This is a genomic window from Polaribacter sp. SA4-12, assembly GCF_002163675.1.
Classification (GTDB): Bacteria; Bacteroidota; Bacteroidia; order Flavobacteriales; family Flavobacteriaceae; genus Polaribacter.
This window is the reverse complement of the sequence record NZ_CP019334.1, coordinates 2,295,455-2,312,586: the sequence shown is the minus strand read 5'-3', so window position 1 is coordinate 2,312,586 and position 17,132 is coordinate 2,295,455. Positions and strand designations below refer to the sequence as shown.

The window sequence follows — 17,132 nt, the reverse complement described above, 5'->3', positions numbered from 1 at the left end:
TATATTTTTATCAATGATTCTGTTGGTGTTATTAGCATCAATATTAATTTTGGTAGTAACTGTTTATCAATATGATGAACAAACAAAAGATTATAATATTCAACGTTTTGAGCGTAAAGAAGCAACTACAAAACAAACCATTGAGTTAGAATTAAAAAACAAGACTACATATTCTGTAAATACTCAAAATTTACCAAAAATATTTCAAGAGCGAATTTTTGAAATATCATCTATTAATAAGATGAATATTTCTATGTATGATTTACAAGGTGATTTACTAAAATCTTCAATTGCAAGTGCATTTGAAAAGATTGATAATAAACCAATTCCAGAAAATATTCTTAATGAATTGGCTCAAAATTCTAATCATAAAATATTTAAAACAAGAGAAGAAAAAGGAATTGGCTATCAATCATCATTTTCTTTTATTCATGATCCAAAGTTTAAAAGAATTGGAATTTTAGAATTACAATTTACTCAAGACAACTCTGAAATTGAAAAAGAATTGAAAGAATTTATGCAGAGGTTGGGGTTGGTATATATTTTAATGTTCTTAATCGCAATTGCTCTTGCGTATTTTTTATCTAGTTATATAACGAGATCAATAAAAACCATTTCTGATAAAATGGAGCAAACCCGTTTAAATAAAAGAAATGAAAAAATTATATTAAATAAAGCAAGTTCAGAGATTGGTATTTTAGTGGAAGCGTATAATAACATGATTGATGAACTGGGAGAAAGTGCTGCTAAATTAGCTAGAAGCGAACGAGAACAAGCGTGGAGAGAAATGGCAAAACAAGTGGCTCATGAAATTAAAAACCCACTAACTCCAATGAGACTAACTGTTCAGAGTTTTGAGCGTAGGTTTGATCCTTTAGATGAAAAAGCAAAAGAGAAATTAAAAGAATTTAGTCAAACATTAATTCAGCAAATAGATGTAATGAGCTCTATAGCCTCTGCTTTTTCTGATTTTGCTAAAATGCCAACTCAAAAAAAGGAGCAAATAGAAATTATTAGTGTTGTAAAGTTTGCATTAGATATTTTTAATGAATCATACATAAAGTATTACCCTGAAGAAACTGAATTACATGCTAATTTAGATAAAACACAGTTGATTAGAATTGTAACTAATTTAGTTAAAAATGCGATTCAAGCAACAGATAAAGAAGAGAATCCTTTAATTGAAGTTAAAGTTTTAACAGAAGATAATAATTTAAAAATTATAGTTTCTGATAATGGAAAAGGAATTGCTGAAGATGTGAAAGATTTAATTTTTGAACCAAAGTTCACCACCAAAACTAGTGGAATGGGATTAGGTTTAGCAATGATAAAAAATATAATTGAAGCTTATGATGGTTCTATTTCTTTTACTTCTAAAGAAGGAGTAGGAACTATTTTTACAGTGACTTTACCAAAGAAATAATATAATATTACCTTAAAAGAAATTGAGAGGTAATTAAATCCATAAATAATGAATTTCGAAAATATTTTAATTGAGAAAAAGGATAGTTTAGCTCAAGTAACTATCAACAGACCAAAAAAATTAAACGCACTTAATAGCGCAACTATTAATGAGTTAAATGTTGCTTTTGAAGCGTTAGAAGATGATGATGATATTAGAGTAATTATCCTAACAGGAAGTGGTGAAAAAGCTTTTGTTGCTGGAGCAGATATTTCTGAATTTGCTCATTTTTCTGTTGAAGAAGGAGGAGATTTGGCAAGAGAAGGACAAGAAATGTTATTTGATTATATAGAAAATTTATCTACACCTGTTATTGCAGCAGTAAATGGTTTTGCTTTAGGTGGTGGTTTAGAATTAGCGATGTCTTGTCATTTTAGAGTTGCATCTGATAATGCAAAAATGGGGTTGCCAGAAGTTTCTTTAGGAGTTATTCCAGGTTATGGAGGTACACAGCGTTTGCCTCAATTAGTAGGTAAAGGAAAAGCAATGGAAATGATTATGACAGCAGGTATGATATCTGCAGAAGAAGCCAAAGGGTGTGGTTTGGTTAATCATGTAACTACACAAGAAGAATTATTGCCATTGGTAGAAAAAATTGCAAGTAAAATTATAAGAAACTCATCGGTAGCTATTAGTGCGGCTATAAGAGCAATTAATGCAAGTTTTGAAGATGGTATAGATGGTTTTGATGTTGAAATTGAAGAGTTTGGAGAATGTTTTGGAACAGAAGATTTTAAAGAAGGTACAACTGCTTTCTTAGGAAAAAGAAAACCTAATTTTTAGAAAAAAGTATACATAAAAAGCGAGTCCAAAAGGACTCGCTTTTACTATTAAGCCATAAGCTTAATAAAACAATTAACTAAATTTTTATAGAGTAAACTCCTTTATATAACTTCTATTATCAGAAATCACAACAATTTTATATTTACCAGTTTTATTTTTAGATAGTTTGTAAGCTCTTTGTAACTCTTTACCTACTAAAGTTTCAGAAAGAACAACTTCATCATTATAGTGTATAATAATTTTTACAGACTCTTGTTTAAATGCTAGTTTAGAAACATAAATCAAATTCTCTTTAGCTCTAATTACAGGCTTAAATACTTTTTCATTATTGTTATTTAAGAAGGTAACTAAACCATTTTTAACATAAAACTCTTTAATATGAATTTCAAAGTCTTTGTTTAATTCAGCTGAATAAATTCCGTCTTCTAAAGCAGAAAAATTAAATATTCTTGAATAATTTCCAGAGTTTTTAATTTCATTACTATAGAATGCTGTTCCTTGATTATCTTTAATTGTTAAAGATTGCCCTTTCTTAACATTCTTAAACTCTACTTTAACTGTTCTTTTTGCTTTCTTGTCAGTAGTGTTTTTGTCTTCGTTTGCGTAACCCATTAATGTTCCTAACATTAATGCTACTAGTGTAATCTTTTTTAGTGTTTTCATAATATTAAATAATTATACTGCAAATTTAAGACAGAAGTTTAATTCTGAAAACATCAAAATTGGTTTATTTATGTTCTAAATTATCAGTTATTAAAATGTTAATTAACTACTAGGTTAATATAGAGTAGATTTAGGTTAATTTCACATACTGTGCGTGCATAGTAATTTAGATGTGTTAATTAGTTATATATAAAAAAGCGAGCCCTTTTGGACTCGCTTTTACTATCAAGCCATAAGCTTAATAAAACAATTAACTAAATTTTTATATTGTAAAACCTTTTACAAAAGTTCTATCTTCAGTATTAAGAATAATCTTATAATTACCAACTTTATTTTCAGATAATCTGTAAACTCTATTTAAATGCTCTTTACCTTCTAAAGTTTCAGAAAGAATAACATTACCATTATAGTATATGATAACCTTTAAAGGTTCTTGGTTGAAGTCTAATTTAGAAATATAAAGTAAATTGTCTTTAGTTCTAATTACAGGCTTAAATACTTTTTCACTATTGTTATTTAAAAAAGTAACTAAACCATTTTTAACGTAAAATTTCTTAATAATGATTTCAAAATCTTTATTTAATTCTGCTGAATAAATTCCGTCTTCCAAAGCAGAAAAGTCAAATATTCTAGAATATCTTCCAGAGTTTTTAATTTCATTATTATAGACTGCTGTACCTTGATCATTTTTAATAGTTAAAGATTGTCCTTTTTTAACATTCTTAAATTCTACTTTAACTGTTCTTTTAGCTTTATTATCAGTAGTGTTTTTGTCTTCGTTTGCGTAACCAATTAATGTTCCTAACATTAATGCTACTAGTGTAATCTTTTTTATTGTTTTCATAATATTAAATAATTATACTGCAAATCTATGACAGAAATTTTGTTATGAAAACATCAAAATTGGTATTTTTGTGTGCTAAATTATCAGTTATGTATATGTTAAATAGATGTTAAGTTAATATAGTATATAATTTTGTTAATTTTATACATCTTTTTAGATTTTAGTGTCGTAAATTTGATATAAATTAGAATATTATGAATGTTAAACCAACTTTAGAAAAAATTAGCCCAGATTTTGGAAGTTCTATACTTGTAAAAAAGCATACGGAGTTTTTAAAGCAGATAAAAGCTTTCTGGCATTTTCACCCAGAAATCGAATTGGTTTATGTAAATAAAGGAAAAGGTAAAAGGCATATTGGTAATCATTTGTCTTACTTTAATAATAGTCAGTTATTATTAATAGGTTCTAACTTACCTCATAATGGTTTTACAGATAGGCTTACAACAAATGGTTCTGAAACACTAGTACAATTTAAACCAGACTTTTTAGGTGAAGTGTTTTTTGAAGTACCTGAGATGAAACCTATTAGCATTTTGTTTGAAAAAGCGAAGAAAGGAATTCTATTTGGAGTAAAAACTAAAGAGAAATTAGGTCCTAAGATTGAGCGTTTATCAGAGAAGAAAGGGTTTAAGCAGATTTTAATTTTGTTAGAAATATTACATACACTTTCTAAATCTGAAGATTATACAATTTTAAATGCAGATGGTTTTGCTTTTGAAACACAACCACAAGATAGTAGTAAAATTGATATTATTTTTAAACATATAAACGAGAACTTTAATCAGCATATTAGCTTAGATGAAATAGCAGATTTGGTTAGTATGACCGTTCCTGCATTTTGTAGATTCTTTAAAAAAACAACAGGTAAAACGTTTACTAAATTGGTAAATGAATACAGAGTTGTACATGCAACTAAATTATTATCAGAAAGTCAGACAAGTATTACAGATATTTGTTTTGAATGTGGTTTTAATAATTTTTCTCACTTTAATAAATTGTTTAAAGAATTTACAGGAAAATCTGCTTCAAAGTACAGAAATGAAATGCTTAGTTTAATTCAATAATAAATTATATGAAAGATAAAATTGAAACTGCAATTGATTATTACACCTTTAAAAGTAAAGAGTTATTAGATTTTGTAAATTCTAATAAAAACTTAACTGTAGATCAGATAATTGAAAGCGGAGAAGAGTTAGCTGTTTTAGAACATAAAATAACAGCATTAGAAGTTGCAAAAGAGAATTAATTATTTAATTCCATTCCATTCATCATCAAATTGTTTTAAAAAATCTTCCATATAAATATGTCTACTTGTGGCAATTTTTTTTCCAGCAACAGTATTCATTTTATCTTTTAATAAAAGTAGTTTTTCATAAAAGTGATTAATTGTTGGAGCATTAGAATTTTTATACTCCTCTTTAGACATATTTAAATTCGGAGCAACTTCAGGATTGTAAAGAGCTCTGTTTTTAAGGCCACCATAATTAAAACATCTTGCAATACCAATAGCGCCAATAGCATCTAATCTATCTGCATCTTGTACAACTTTCATTTCTTTAGAAGTGAATTTTTCTCCAGTTTTATCAAAAGAATTTTTAAAAGAAATATGTTTTATAATGTTAATTACATGATTGATAATTTTCTCATCAACTGTTTGTTCTTCTAAAAATTTCTGAGCAACTTTAGGTCCAATAGTTTCATCACCATTATAAAACTTAGGGTCAGCAATATCATGTAATAAAGCAGCTAAAGAAACTACAAAAACATTTACATTTTCTTCTTTAGAAATTAACAAGGTATTTTTATAAACACGTTCTATATGAAACCAATCATGTCCACCTTCTGCATTTTTAAGTTCTTCTTTTACAAAAGTGATGGTATTAGAAATAATTTTTTCTTGATGCATCTTATTTTCTTAAAGCGAGTTCTTTTTTAATTTTTTTCACTTCAAAAATCATCACAAAAAACATTGGAGCAAAAAATAAAGGCAAAAAGGTTTGAAATGAAAGTCCGTTTTCCATTGTAGAGAATATCGCGAAAATGATCATTAATAGAATCACAATAGCTTGAACAATAGCTATTGTTTTCTGACTTTTAAGTTTTTTAAGAAGTTCTTCTTTTGAGTAATTAGAAAATGTAGATGCCATAAAATATGTTTTTATAAAAATAAAAAATCCATTCTAAAAAGAATGGATTTTTGTATAATTTTTTGAGTTGTTTCTTAACAAAACTCGTCGTAAGCCTGTGCTAAATTCTGTGCAATCATTTGTGCAGATCTACCTTCAATATGGTGACGCTCTAACATGTGCACTAAGTTACCATCTTTAAACAATGCGATTGCTGGAGAAGATGCTGGAAAAGGAATCATAAACTCACGTGCTTTTTGTGTAGATTCTTTTTCTACACCTGCAAAAACAGTTGTTAAGTTTGTTGGTGTTTTTTCAGCTGCTAAAGAAGCAACTGCTCCTGGTCTTGCAGTACCTGCTGCACAACCACAAACCGAGTTTACTACTACTAAAGTTGTTCCTTCTTTAGACATTGCGTTCTCAACGTCTTCACTTGTATATAATGCTTCAAAACCTGCGTTAATTAACTCATCACGCATTGGTTTTACTAATTCTTCTGGATACATATTTTCTAAATTTAAAATGCAAAGATAGGTATTTGTTTGTCAAAATTCAATATACTTAAAATGGTAGTTTCAATAGAAATATCAATAAAATTGATACCAATTACTTTTTTCTTTTTGGGCATGTCCATTTTTAAATAAAAGTTTCGTTTTACTACACTTTTTTTCAAAAATCGTCAGGCTTTTCGCACTCGCTTTTTTTGAGAAAACAAAAAAGAGCTCAAACAAATGCTTCAATCCTTCATGCAAATAAAGTCTAACTATTTTTAATGATTTCTATAAATCCAACAATCTAAGTATCTAATAATCTATTTTAATCTTTGTAACTTTGCCTCTTATTTAAAAATAATATATGGGAAGTTTTACGAAATGGTTAGGAGCAGGATTAGGATTTACTTTAGGAGGTCCTATTGGTGCAGCCATTGGTTTTGCAGTAGGTAGTTTTGTAGATGGTTTTTCAGAAAAAGATTTAACTGAAGAACAAAGAGAATATCAAGAAAGAGTTGGTCGCAATAGAGGAGGCAGAGGTTCTGTAGATACACAATCTGGAGATTTTGAAATGAGTTTACTTGTTTTGGCATCCATAGTTATAAAATCTGATGGAAAAGTAGATCAACGTGAGTTAGACTTTGTAAGGGCTCAATTTGTTGGTATGTATGGTAAAGAAAGAGCCAATAATGCATTTAAACTTTTTAGCGGAATTATAAAAAAAGAAGTTTCTGCACGTCAAGTATGTATTCAGATTAGACAAAATATGTCGCACGCTTCACGTTTGCAATTAATGCATTTTTTGTTTGGTATAGCTAAAGCTGATGAATTTGTAGTAGAAGCCGAAGTAGAAGAAATTAGAAAAATAGCAGGTTATTTATATATCAACCAAAGAGATTTTGAATCGATTAAAGCAATGTTTTATGATGCTTCAGAAAATGCTTATAAAATTCTAGAAATAGAAAAAACTACTACTAATGCAGAAGTAAAAAGTGGTTACAGAAAGATGGTGAAAAAATACCATCCAGACAAATTACAAGGTTTAGGAGAAGAGCATTTAAAAGGTGCAAATGAGAAGTTTCAAAGCATACAAGCTGCTTATGAAAAGATAAAAAATGAGAGAGGAATGTAAGCATGTATAACAAAGCTTCAGAGTAACAAAGTAGCAAAGTCATATTCTTTGCAACTTTGAGCCTTTGTAACTTTTTTTCACTTTACAACTTTGCTACTTTCAAACGTTTAAAATTCCAAGAAAATCCTTATTTTCGCATTCTTATTAGAAATGACAGAAAATGAAAGCGAAATTTCCTGAATATAAAGGACTTGACTTACCTAAAGTAGCAGAAGAAATTCTTGATTATTGGCAAGAAAACAACATTTTTGAAAAAAGTGTAACTTCAAGAGAAAATGCAAAACCATTTGTGTTTTTTGAAGGACCTCCTTCTGCAAACGGTTTACCAGGTGTACACCATGTTTTAGCAAGAGCAATTAAAGATATTTTTCCACGATATAAAACTATGAAAGGTTTCCAAGTAAAGCGTAAAGCTGGTTGGGATACACATGGTTTACCTATAGAATTAGGTGTAGAAAAAGAATTAGGAATTACCAAAGAAGATATTGGTAAGAAAATTTCTGTAGAAGATTATAACGCAGCTTGTAGAAAAGCAGTGATGCGTTACACAGGTATTTGGAACGATTTAACTCAGAAAATGGGTTATTGGGTAGATATGGAAGATCCATATATTACGTATGAACCAAAATACATGGAGTCTGTTTGGTGGTTATTAAAAGAGATTTACAACAAACAATTAATTTACAAAGGCTATACAATTCAGCCATATTCTCCAAAAGCTGGTACAGGTTTAAGTTCTCACGAATTAAATCAACCAGGTGCGTATCAAGATGTTACAGATACAACTGTAGTTGCACAATTTAAGGCGATAGAAAATACGCTTCCAAACTTTTTACAAAACGAAGGAACTATTTATTTTATAGCTTGGACAACAACTCCTTGGACATTGCCAAGTAATACTGCATTAACTGTTGGACCAAAAATTGAATATGTTTTAGTTGATACTTTTAATCAATATACATTCGAACCTACAAAAGTAATTTTAGCTAAGAAATTAGTAGGAAAACAATTTGGAGGAAAAAATAACTTTGAAGTTGAAACTTCAGAAGGTTTATCTGCTTATAATTCAGGTGATAAAAAAATACCTTATTTCGTAATTAAAGAATTTGTTGGTAAAGATTTAGTTGATATTAAATACGAACAAATTTTAGATTACTGTCTTCCAAATGATAATCCACAAGATGCTTTTAGAGTAATTGCTGGAGATTTTGTGACTACAGAAGATGGAACAGGTATTGTGCACACAGCACCAACTTTTGGAGCAGATGATGCTTTAGTTGCAAAACAAGCAACACCTGTAATTCCACCAATGTTGGTGAAAGATGAAAACGATAATTTAGTTCCTTTAGTAGATTTACAAGGTAGATTTAGACCAGAAATGGGCGAATTTGCAGGTAAATATGTTAAGAACGAATATTATAATGATGGTGAAGCGCCAGAAAGATCTATAGATGTTGAGTTAGCTATTAAATTAAAAACAGAGAACAAAGCCTTTAAGGTTGAAAAATATAAGCACAGTTATCCTAATTGTTGGCGAACAGATAAACCAATTTTATATTACCCATTAGACTCTTGGTTTATTAAAGTTACTGATGTAAAAGATAGAATGTATGAGTTAAACAAAACCATTAACTGGAAACCTGAATCTACAGGAACTGGGCGTTTTGGAAACTGGTTAGCAAATGCAAATGATTGGAATTTATCTCGTTCTCGTTATTGGGGAATTCCATTACCAATCTGGAGAACAGAAGATGGTAAAGAAGAAATTTGTGTTGGTTCTGTTAAAGAATTAAAGCAAGAAATGGCAAAAGCTGTTGAAGCTGGTGTTTTAGCTAAAGATATTTTTGCAGATTTCGAAGTTGATAATAACTCAGAAGAAAACTATGCAAAATTAGATTTGCATAAAAATATTGTTGATGAAATTACTTTAGTTTCAGCATCTGGACAACCAATGAAACGTGAAAGCGATTTAATTGATGTTTGGTTCGATTCTGGTTCTATGCCTTATGCACAATGGCATTATCCGTTCGAAAATAAACAGAAAATCGATGAAAACGAATCTTTTCCAGCAGATTTTATTGCAGAAGGAGTAGACCAAACACGTGGTTGGTTTTATACTTTACATGCAATTTCTACAATGGTTTTTGATTCTGTAGCATATAAAAATGTGGTTTCTAACGGTTTAGTTTTAGATAAAAACGGACATAAAATGTCTAAACGTTTAGGAAACGCAACAGATCCGTTTACAACATTATCAACTTATGGAGCAGATGCAACACGTTGGTACATGATTGCAAATGCAAATCCTTGGGACAATTTAAAATTCGATTTAGAAGGAATTGAAGAAGTAAAACGTAAGTTTTTCGGAACTTTATATAACACATATTCGTTCTTTACTTTATATACAAATACAGATGGTTTTTCTTATGAGGAAGCAGATATTCCTTTAAAAGACAGACCAGAAATAGATAGATGGGTTTTATCAGAATTACACACTTTAATTAATAAAGTTGATAAATTCTATGCAGAATATGAACCAACAAGAGCTGCAAGAGCAATATCAGATTTTACACAAGATTATTTGAGTAACTGGTATGTACGTTTAAGTAGAAGACGTTTTTGGAAAGGAGATTATCAAACAGATAAAATTTCTGCATATCAAACTTTGTACACTTGTATGAATACGATTGCAAAATTAGCGTCGCCAATTGCGCCGTTTTTTATGGATAGATTGTATCAAGATTTAAATTCTGTAACCGGTAAAGAAACATCAGAAAGTATTCATTTATCAGATTTTCCAGTATACGATGCAAGTTTTGTTGATAAAAGCTTAGAGCGTAAAATGGAAAATGCGCAAATTATATCTTCTTTAGTTTTATCATTAAGAGCAAAAGAAAAGATTAAAGTGCGCCAACCGTTACAAAAAATTATGATTCCTGTTGATAGTGAGCAACAGAAGGAAGAAATTTTAGCAGTTGCAAACTTAATTAAGAACGAAGTAAATATTAAGGAAATTCAAATTTTAGATGATGCATCAGATATTTTAATCAAACAGATAAAACCTAATTTTAAAACATTAGGACCCAAGTTTGGAAAAGATATGCGTTTTATCGCTGCTGAGGTTCAAAAATTTGACCAAGAAGATATTAACAAAATAGAAAAAGATAAAAACATTCTGCTTGACATTAATGGGAAAAATATTACTTTAGATATCTCAGATGTAGAAATATCATCGAAAGATATTGAAGGTTGGTTGGTTGCAAATGAAGGTTCGTTAACAGTTGCTTTAGATGTTACCATAACTGAAGAATTACGTAAAGAAGGAGTTGCCAGAGAATTGGTAAACAGAATTCAGAATGCACGTAAAGACAAAGGTTTAGAGTTAGCAGATAGAATAAAATTAACGGTTTTAAATTTCGAAAACCTACAAAAATCTATCACAGATAATAAAGACTATATCATGAGTGAAACATTAACCCAAGAATTGGTTTTTGTTGATGAGTTGAAAGATGGTACAGAAATTGAGTTTGATACCATAAAAAGTAAAATATTAATCGAAAAAATGTAAGATTTATGTCAGACGTAAAAGCAAAATACAACCAAGAGGACTTACAAGAGTTTAAAGCTGTTATTAACAAAAAAATCGCAAGAGCAGAAGAAGATTTAGCTTTGTTAAAAGCTGCATATAAAAATGATGCTAATAATGGTACTGATGATACTTCTCATTCTTTTAAATCTTTTGATGAAGGTTCTGAAGTGATGAATAAAGAAGCAAATGTACAATTAGCTATAAGACAAGAAAAGTTTCTTAGAGACCTTAACAATGCTTTATTAAGAATAGAGAATGGTACTTATGGAGTGTGTAGAGTTACTCGTAAACTAATACAAAAAGAACGTTTAATGTTAGTTCCTCATGCAACTTTAAGTATAGAGGCAAAACGTAAACAATAACCCTTTTATTTGTAATATAAAATTCTAAAAGCTTCTGTAAAGAAGCTTTTTTTGTTCAATGAAAAGACGTTTTATCATTTTATTCTGTTTGATTTCTACTGCAATTTTATCGCAAAAGAAAGTTGTTAAAAAATTTGAAACCCAATCAAAAGAAATAGAAATTTCTACGCTTGGGTTAGATGATTTTGTCATAGAAAATTCAGCATCAAATTTTATTGAAATTACTTTGTTTGCAGAAAATATAGAAGAACAGCATATTCTTTATAAAGAGGAGTTTAATTTAGTAAAGATTCAATTTGAAATACCAGATAATAAAATAGAAGATAGGGTTTTTAGAAAGTTTATTACCAAAAGATTGCATAGAGCAAGTGCAATAATTAAAGTACCGAAAAATAAAGTGATTGCAGTTTTTGGGGATGAAATAAACGTTGAGTCTAAAAGTTATAAAGGAGATTTAAAAATTTTTATTGAAAACGGAATTTTAAAATTGCATACAATTTATGCGAATTTACAGGTTAAAATGTATACAGGAAACTTATACGCGAAGTTGAATAACGGAAAAATTGATGTGGTTTCTAAAACCGGTAAAATTAAAATTAACGGTATTTTAGTTGAAAAATTAGATCAAAAAAAGGAAGAAAAATTAGAGAAAGAAATAAGTATACACTCTTTAAATGCTAATATTTTCTTAACTACTAAATAAACACAATAATATTGTTATTTTTGTGCCTACAAATACTAGAAAAATGTCAAAAAAGAACCTTGCAATTGCTACTATTCTAATTGCAATTATTTTAGATCAAGTAATTAAAATTTACGTAAAAACACACTTTATTCTAAATGAAGAAGTAGAGGTTTTTAATTGGTTTAAAATTCATTTTGTAGAAAATAATGGAATGGCAATGGGTTTTGAGTTTGGTGGTAGAGCAGGTAAACTTTTTCTAACGCTTTTTAGATTGGTTGCTGTAACTGGTATTATCTATTGGTTAGCACAAAACATTAAAAGAAAAGTACACAATGCAGTAATTATTGCTATTGCATTCATTTTTTCTGGTGCAGTTGGTAATATCATAGATTCTGTTATTTATGGAGTTATTTTTGATAGTTCAAATCATAAAGTTGCAACACTTTTTTCAGACAAACCTTATGGTGAGTTGTTTCATGGTAAAGTAGTAGATATGTTATATTTCCCTTTTTGGGAAGGCGTTTTACCAGAATGGATTCCTTTTATGGGAGGTGAAGAGTTTACTTTTTTTCAATATATTTTTAATCCTGCAGATGCTTTTATAAGTATTGGTGTTGCTTTATTATTTATTTTTAGCAAACAAGCTTTTCCAAAGGAAGAAGAAGTAGTTAAAGCTTAGTCTTCTAGTTTCAAATTTTAAAATTGATTTCTATTTCGTTTTTTTTGAGAAATTGTAACTAGAATTATTTGGTCTAACAGTTTAAATCTTAAAAAAAAATGCGCTTTCTAAAATACCTTATTGTTTTCTTAATTGGTTTTTTTATTGCCAAATATTGGTATGTTAAAAAAGAGAAAGATCATAAAAAGGAAGAAATACAAGTAGTTGTAAATTCCATTAAAAACTTAAGTAAACTGGTTGTTTCTAAAGGTACTTTCTCTGAAGTTTACAATTACACAGATTCTAAAAAATATTTTTACGATTATGTATCGTTTGATAAAAAAGCAATAATTACAGTTAATGCCGATGTTGAGGTTGGTTATGATTTATCAAAACTAGAAATTCAGATAGATTCTGTGGGTAAGAAAATCATTATCAATAAAATACCAACTCAAGAAGTTATTATTTCTCCTGATGTTAAATATTTCGATTTACAACAAAGTCAGTTTAATGTTTTTTCTAAAGAAGAATTGAATAAAATTAACCAAAAAAGTATTGAGAAGATTAAACAAACAATTGAAGTAACGGATTTAAAAGAGAAAGCAAAAACAAGATTGTTTGAAGAATTATCTAAAATTTATCAACTTTCATCTATTTATAATTGGCAAGTTGTAGACAATACAAGTTCGGGTTTTATAAACAGTTTTCAGGATTTTAAAAAGTAGTTTAAAATAAAAAAGGTTGCCAAATTTGACAACCTTTTTATAATTAGCATTACAATCCCCCAACTGTAATGCTTTTTATTAGAACCCAGCACCTGGTGCTTCAGGACTTGAAGCTTGTGCTTTCTGTGGGTTTAAAATCAGATAAGTTCCTAAAGCTGTTAACGCAGCATATTTACCATAATTTCCTATTTTTTTAATTGCTTCTTTACGAGTAATTTCTTGAGCAATATCTTGAGTTTTTTCTGTGTTTTTCATGATGTTTTGTCTTTAAAATTATCGTTATTATTCTAAAATTATTTTCTTGTTCAATTTACCATTTTCAGTTTCTAACTGAACAAGATAAACTCCTCTGGCTAATTTTGGTAAAGAAATATCTTTTACTCCATTAGATGTAAAAGAAGATTTTAAAACTTCTTTTCCTAGAAGTGTAAATAATTTAAAAGAAACATCATTTTTAGATAAACCAGCAATTCTTAATGTAGCATTGTCAAGTTTATAGATGCTTATATTTTCTAAAGCTACGTTTGTATCAACACTAAGTGCACTGTTGGTTGTATGCATGTAAAAACGACCAATTCCGTTTAAAGCTTCTGTTAAAGTAACTTTATAAGAACTGTTTGCTTCATCTAAACGTGTAAAGGTATTTGTTAACCTATCTTCTAAAAAGATTTTTAAAACTGATGAAAAGTTAGATGCATTTAACGAGAATGTAACTTCTTTGCCAATTTCAGCATTTATCCCAACAGGAATTATCATGTTTTCATAATCAGAATTTGGTAAAGCTTGTATGGCAAAATCTGTACCATCACTATTACTTAGCAAATGTGTAAAAACATTAAAACTAGAACTCACTCCCGTAAACGTACCTACATCAGAACCAGGATCTAAACCAGTAGTTTTGTTTTCTATATATCTAATTTTTGTTGATGAGTTTTTAGTTCCATCAGTAAGTTGTAAAATAATTTCTGGATAACTTGTACCGCTTCTTAGAAAAATGTTTCCAGTTTGGTGAGTTTCCATATCTTCAGTAAAACTAACAGAAGTTCCACCTGCATCAGGAGCATGAACAAAGAACCCTTGACCTGGAGCAATATAGAAAGCTGCATCATCTACAGATTTTTCTACATAAGCTGTCCCATCCCATAAATATAAACCAGCTCTTGACGGATCAAGGTTTCCAGCATCAAAATTTACTTTCAAAAAGTTATTCGTTGCATCGGCAGCATTACTACCATTTAAAAATGCTGTATATGGGTTACCTACTAAATTCCATCTATTTCCTGCTGGGTTATCTCCACCATCAGTAATAGGGAAAGTTTTATCAGTAGTATTTAAAGCTCCTGAGAAATTTAAAGTACCTCCAGTACTTTTTTGTATTGAATAACCTTTACCAGCAGTAAAGGTTCCGGCAGTGGTTAATGGGTTTACACCTGTTCCTGCACCTGTTGCACCTGTGTAATAGTTCCAACGAAAAGCACTTACAACGTTATTTACATAAGGAGCAACCCCGTAATTATTTCCGCTAGTATTAACATTTCCTGAGAAATTACTAATGTTCTTACCTGAAATTGGAGCAGAAATTAAATGCCAGTTTGTAGATAAATATCTGTGATAATCAACATTACTAATCCCTGTATGATTTCCTTTAACAATTAAAGAACCATTAGTAGAAGCATTTGATAATATATTTAGCGTTCCATTTTGGTTCAAATCACCATTAATTGTAATAGATCTACCACCTAGTATATTGAAAGCTCCACCTATGCTAATACTTAAATCGTTAACAGTAACATTGCTTATGTCTAAATTAATAGTGTTGGTACCTATATTAACATTGTCTGTACTTATTGGTAATCTGCCTAAAGACCAGTTACTTGTTACTGACCAATTGCCAGATGCAACAGTGTAACTATTGGTTTGGTTAGCTTCTGTTGTAAAACTTAAATCTGTTGTGTTTAAAATACCTGCATAGTTATTGTTTGCAGCATCTTTAAAAGCAGTATTATCTATTTGAACATAGTATTCAGTATTTAAATTTAAGTCTGATGAAGGATTAATTGTAGCTTTAGTTGTTGTTATTGAAACAGAACCAGAGGTAACTGCAATAGTTTCTACAATACTGTTATCAGATGTTTTTTTGATAATAATATTTCCACTAGTTCCTTTGCTGATGTTTTCAGAAAAAGTTAATTCTATGTTATTACTAATAACAACATTAGTAGCATTATCTGAAGGAGAAGAACTACTTAAAGTAGGAATTACTCCATCAATAACTAAAGCTTTATTAGCACCTAAAGAGTTTGCTGCTCCTGGAGTTGGTAAAGTCAATGTTGCATCTTTATTACCAGAATCTCTTATACTTGTTCCTGCTGTTAATGAGTTTGTTGCAACATAATCTAAATCTGCACTAATGTCATCAGCTTGAACAGTATAGGTAAATTGAAGTGTATTTGTTCCACTACCAGTTCCATTATAATTTACAGTTCTATCTGTTGTACCCGTTTCTAAAGTAATTGTTGGGGTTCCAGTAACAGTTATGTTTTCAGAAAATGTAGCCGTAATTATTATATTATCTCCTGTTTTATAGGTACCATTTGCTGTTGAAGAATTTATTGAAGTAACTGTTGGTGCAACTGCATTTGAAATAACAGTAGTAGCATTATTTGTAGCATCTACAGTACCATCATTTACAACAATAGTAAAAGTTGTAGTTTCTGTGGTAGCTGATCTATTGTCTGTTGGGTTAAAAACTAAAGCTTGTAATGCCGTTTGCATTGCTGCTGGAGTACGACTAGTAATTGCATAGGGCCCAGAACCTGATGAAGCACCAGTAAGCACACCATTTGCATAACTGTTTAAAGCAATGGTAGCAGTTAAATTATCTCCATCTGCATCTGATGTTGTTATGGCAGAAAAAGGAGATATTGTACTATTATCATTTACAGCTTGACCAGCTGATGTACCCCCTATTACTGGAGTCGTATTAGAAGCAGCTGCCTCCCATTTAAAAGCATCTAAGCCCAAGTAATCTAAGTTACTTGTACTTGAAAAAACTAATTCATCAATAACCTTATTAGAATTGTCACCTCCACCTTCAGTAGAAAAATTAATATGAGTGTAACCATTATTTGGCGAAAAAGTAGCTGGATTTGCAAAACCTGAATTTTTAGTAATTGTAAATACTGCTGTAGCATTACCGTTTAATTTACCAGTTATTGTTAAGGTACCACTATGTGCAGCTAATGATTTCGTAGAACAAAATAGGTATAGTTCTTTTACAGTAAAATTATTTGAGTTGTTCGTTTTTATGGTAAAATTAGTTCCATTATTTGTATTGTCTCCAGTAAATGAATTATCAATAAATTGATTATCAGCAGCAGTACCACTCCAACCGGCTCCACCAAAACTTTCAATATCATATGTTTCTGCAGCAACAGTAGAGGTTATGTTAAATGTTTGTCCACTATGAGTAAAAGAAGTTGCTCCTTCTGTTTCATCTTCAAAGACTTCTGTTGTTTGTGCAAAAGAAATTTCTGTTAAAAAAAAGCTACAAAAAGCAATTAAATAAAGTATTGTTTTTTTCATAATTTGAGACTTAATATTAGATTTCAA

17 protein-coding genes are annotated in these 17,132 nt (G+C 29.5%); 10 read left to right on the top strand and 7 right to left on the bottom strand.

The annotated features are described in order from the left end of the window. Window positions 1-13: 13 nt before the first annotated feature. Together BTO07_RS10025 and BTO07_RS10020 are read left to right on the top strand one after the other, a co-directional pair. On the top strand, window positions 14-1,423 hold the full coding sequence (locus BTO07_RS10025) for a sensor histidine kinase (protein ID WP_087521097.1): 1,410 nt from the start codon (window positions 14-16) through the stop codon (window positions 1,421-1,423). Between the two features lie 48 nt (window positions 1,424-1,471). After that, window positions 1,472-2,245, top strand: coding sequence for an enoyl-CoA hydratase/isomerase family protein (locus tag BTO07_RS10020; protein ID WP_087521096.1), 774 nt, complete (start codon window positions 1,472-1,474; stop codon window positions 2,243-2,245). Window positions 2,246-2,329: 84 nt separating this feature from the next. On the opposite strand, the gene BTO07_RS10015 is transcribed toward BTO07_RS10020, so the two are convergent. Both BTO07_RS10015 and BTO07_RS10010 read right to left on the bottom strand, forming a co-directional pair. Further along, window positions 2,330-2,908 carry a hypothetical protein gene (locus BTO07_RS10015; RefSeq protein WP_087521095.1) on the bottom strand — a complete coding sequence of 193 codons (579 nt, stop codon included), beginning with the start codon at window positions 2,906-2,908 and terminating at the stop codon, window positions 2,330-2,332. Between the two features lie 262 nt (window positions 2,909-3,170). After that, window positions 3,171-3,752 (bottom strand): hypothetical protein, encoded by a 582-nt coding sequence (locus BTO07_RS10010; protein ID WP_087521094.1) that lies wholly within the window; start codon window positions 3,750-3,752, stop codon window positions 3,171-3,173. 194 nt (window positions 3,753-3,946) lie between these two features. Here BTO07_RS10010 and BTO07_RS10005 point away from each other — a divergent pair, with 194 nt between their 5' ends. Together BTO07_RS10005 and BTO07_RS17435 are read left to right on the top strand one after the other, a co-directional pair. After that, window positions 3,947-4,816, top strand: coding sequence for an AraC family transcriptional regulator (locus tag BTO07_RS10005; RefSeq protein WP_087521093.1), 870 nt, complete (start codon window positions 3,947-3,949; stop codon window positions 4,814-4,816). Window positions 4,817-4,824: 8 nt separating this feature from the next. After that, window positions 4,825-4,998, top strand: a complete 174-nt coding sequence (locus tag BTO07_RS17435) for a hypothetical protein (RefSeq protein ID WP_198342448.1) — start codon at window positions 4,825-4,827, stop codon at window positions 4,996-4,998. Here BTO07_RS17435 and BTO07_RS10000 read toward each other — a convergent pair whose 3' ends face one another. The 3 genes from BTO07_RS10000 to BTO07_RS09990 form a co-directional block, all read right to left on the bottom strand. Beyond that, on the bottom strand, window positions 4,999-5,658 hold the full coding sequence (locus BTO07_RS10000; protein WP_087521092.1) for an HD domain-containing protein: 660 nt from the start codon (window positions 5,656-5,658) through the stop codon (window positions 4,999-5,001). Window position 5,659: 1 nt separating this feature from the next. Continuing rightward, window positions 5,660-5,899, bottom strand: a complete 240-nt coding sequence (locus BTO07_RS09995) for a hypothetical protein (protein ID WP_087521091.1) — start codon at window positions 5,897-5,899, stop codon at window positions 5,660-5,662. A 74-nt stretch (window positions 5,900-5,973) separates the two neighbouring features. Beyond that, window positions 5,974-6,384 (bottom strand): BrxA/BrxB family bacilliredoxin, encoded by a 411-nt coding sequence (locus BTO07_RS09990; protein WP_087521090.1) that lies wholly within the window; start codon window positions 6,382-6,384, stop codon window positions 5,974-5,976. 349 nt (window positions 6,385-6,733) lie between these two features. On the opposite strand from BTO07_RS09990, the gene BTO07_RS09985 reads away from it, so the two are divergent. From BTO07_RS09985 to BTO07_RS09960, 6 genes are all read left to right on the top strand, one after another. Continuing rightward, the gene (locus tag BTO07_RS09985) at window positions 6,734-7,501 is read left to right on the top strand and encodes a TerB family tellurite resistance protein (RefSeq protein WP_087521089.1); all 768 of its coding nucleotides are present in this window, start codon (window positions 6,734-6,736) and stop codon (window positions 7,499-7,501) included. A gap of 160 nt (window positions 7,502-7,661) precedes the next feature. Further along, window positions 7,662-11,069 carry an isoleucine--tRNA ligase gene (gene ileS / locus BTO07_RS09980; protein ID WP_087521088.1) on the top strand — a complete coding sequence of 1,136 codons (3,408 nt, stop codon included), beginning with the start codon at window positions 7,662-7,664 and terminating at the stop codon, window positions 11,067-11,069. 5 nt (window positions 11,070-11,074) lie between these two features. Beyond that, window positions 11,075-11,452, top strand: a complete 378-nt coding sequence (locus BTO07_RS09975) for a TraR/DksA family transcriptional regulator (protein ID WP_087521087.1) — start codon at window positions 11,075-11,077, stop codon at window positions 11,450-11,452. Between the two features lie 58 nt (window positions 11,453-11,510). Then, complete coding sequence (locus tag BTO07_RS09970; RefSeq protein ID WP_087521086.1) at window positions 11,511-12,155, top strand: hypothetical protein; 645 nt, start codon at window positions 11,511-11,513, stop codon at window positions 12,153-12,155. Window positions 12,156-12,198: 43 nt separating this feature from the next. Then, a complete protein-coding gene (locus BTO07_RS09965) occupies window positions 12,199-12,816 on the top strand; it encodes a lipoprotein signal peptidase (protein WP_087521085.1) in 618 nt (205 codons plus the stop codon). A 98-nt stretch (window positions 12,817-12,914) separates the two neighbouring features. Next, a complete protein-coding gene (locus BTO07_RS09960; protein WP_087521084.1) occupies window positions 12,915-13,520 on the top strand; it encodes a DUF4230 domain-containing protein in 606 nt (201 codons plus the stop codon). 78 nt (window positions 13,521-13,598) lie between these two features. Here BTO07_RS09960 and BTO07_RS17430 read toward each other — a convergent pair whose 3' ends face one another. After that, on the bottom strand, window positions 13,599-13,775 hold the full coding sequence (locus tag BTO07_RS17430) for a hypothetical protein (protein WP_198342447.1): 177 nt from the start codon (window positions 13,773-13,775) through the stop codon (window positions 13,599-13,601). Between the two features lie 27 nt (window positions 13,776-13,802). Continuing rightward, the gene (locus BTO07_RS09955; protein ID WP_157663322.1) at window positions 13,803-17,105 is read right to left on the bottom strand and encodes an Ig-like domain-containing protein; all 3,303 of its coding nucleotides are present in this window, start codon (window positions 17,103-17,105) and stop codon (window positions 13,803-13,805) included. Between the last annotated feature and the right edge of the window lie 27 nt (window positions 17,106-17,132).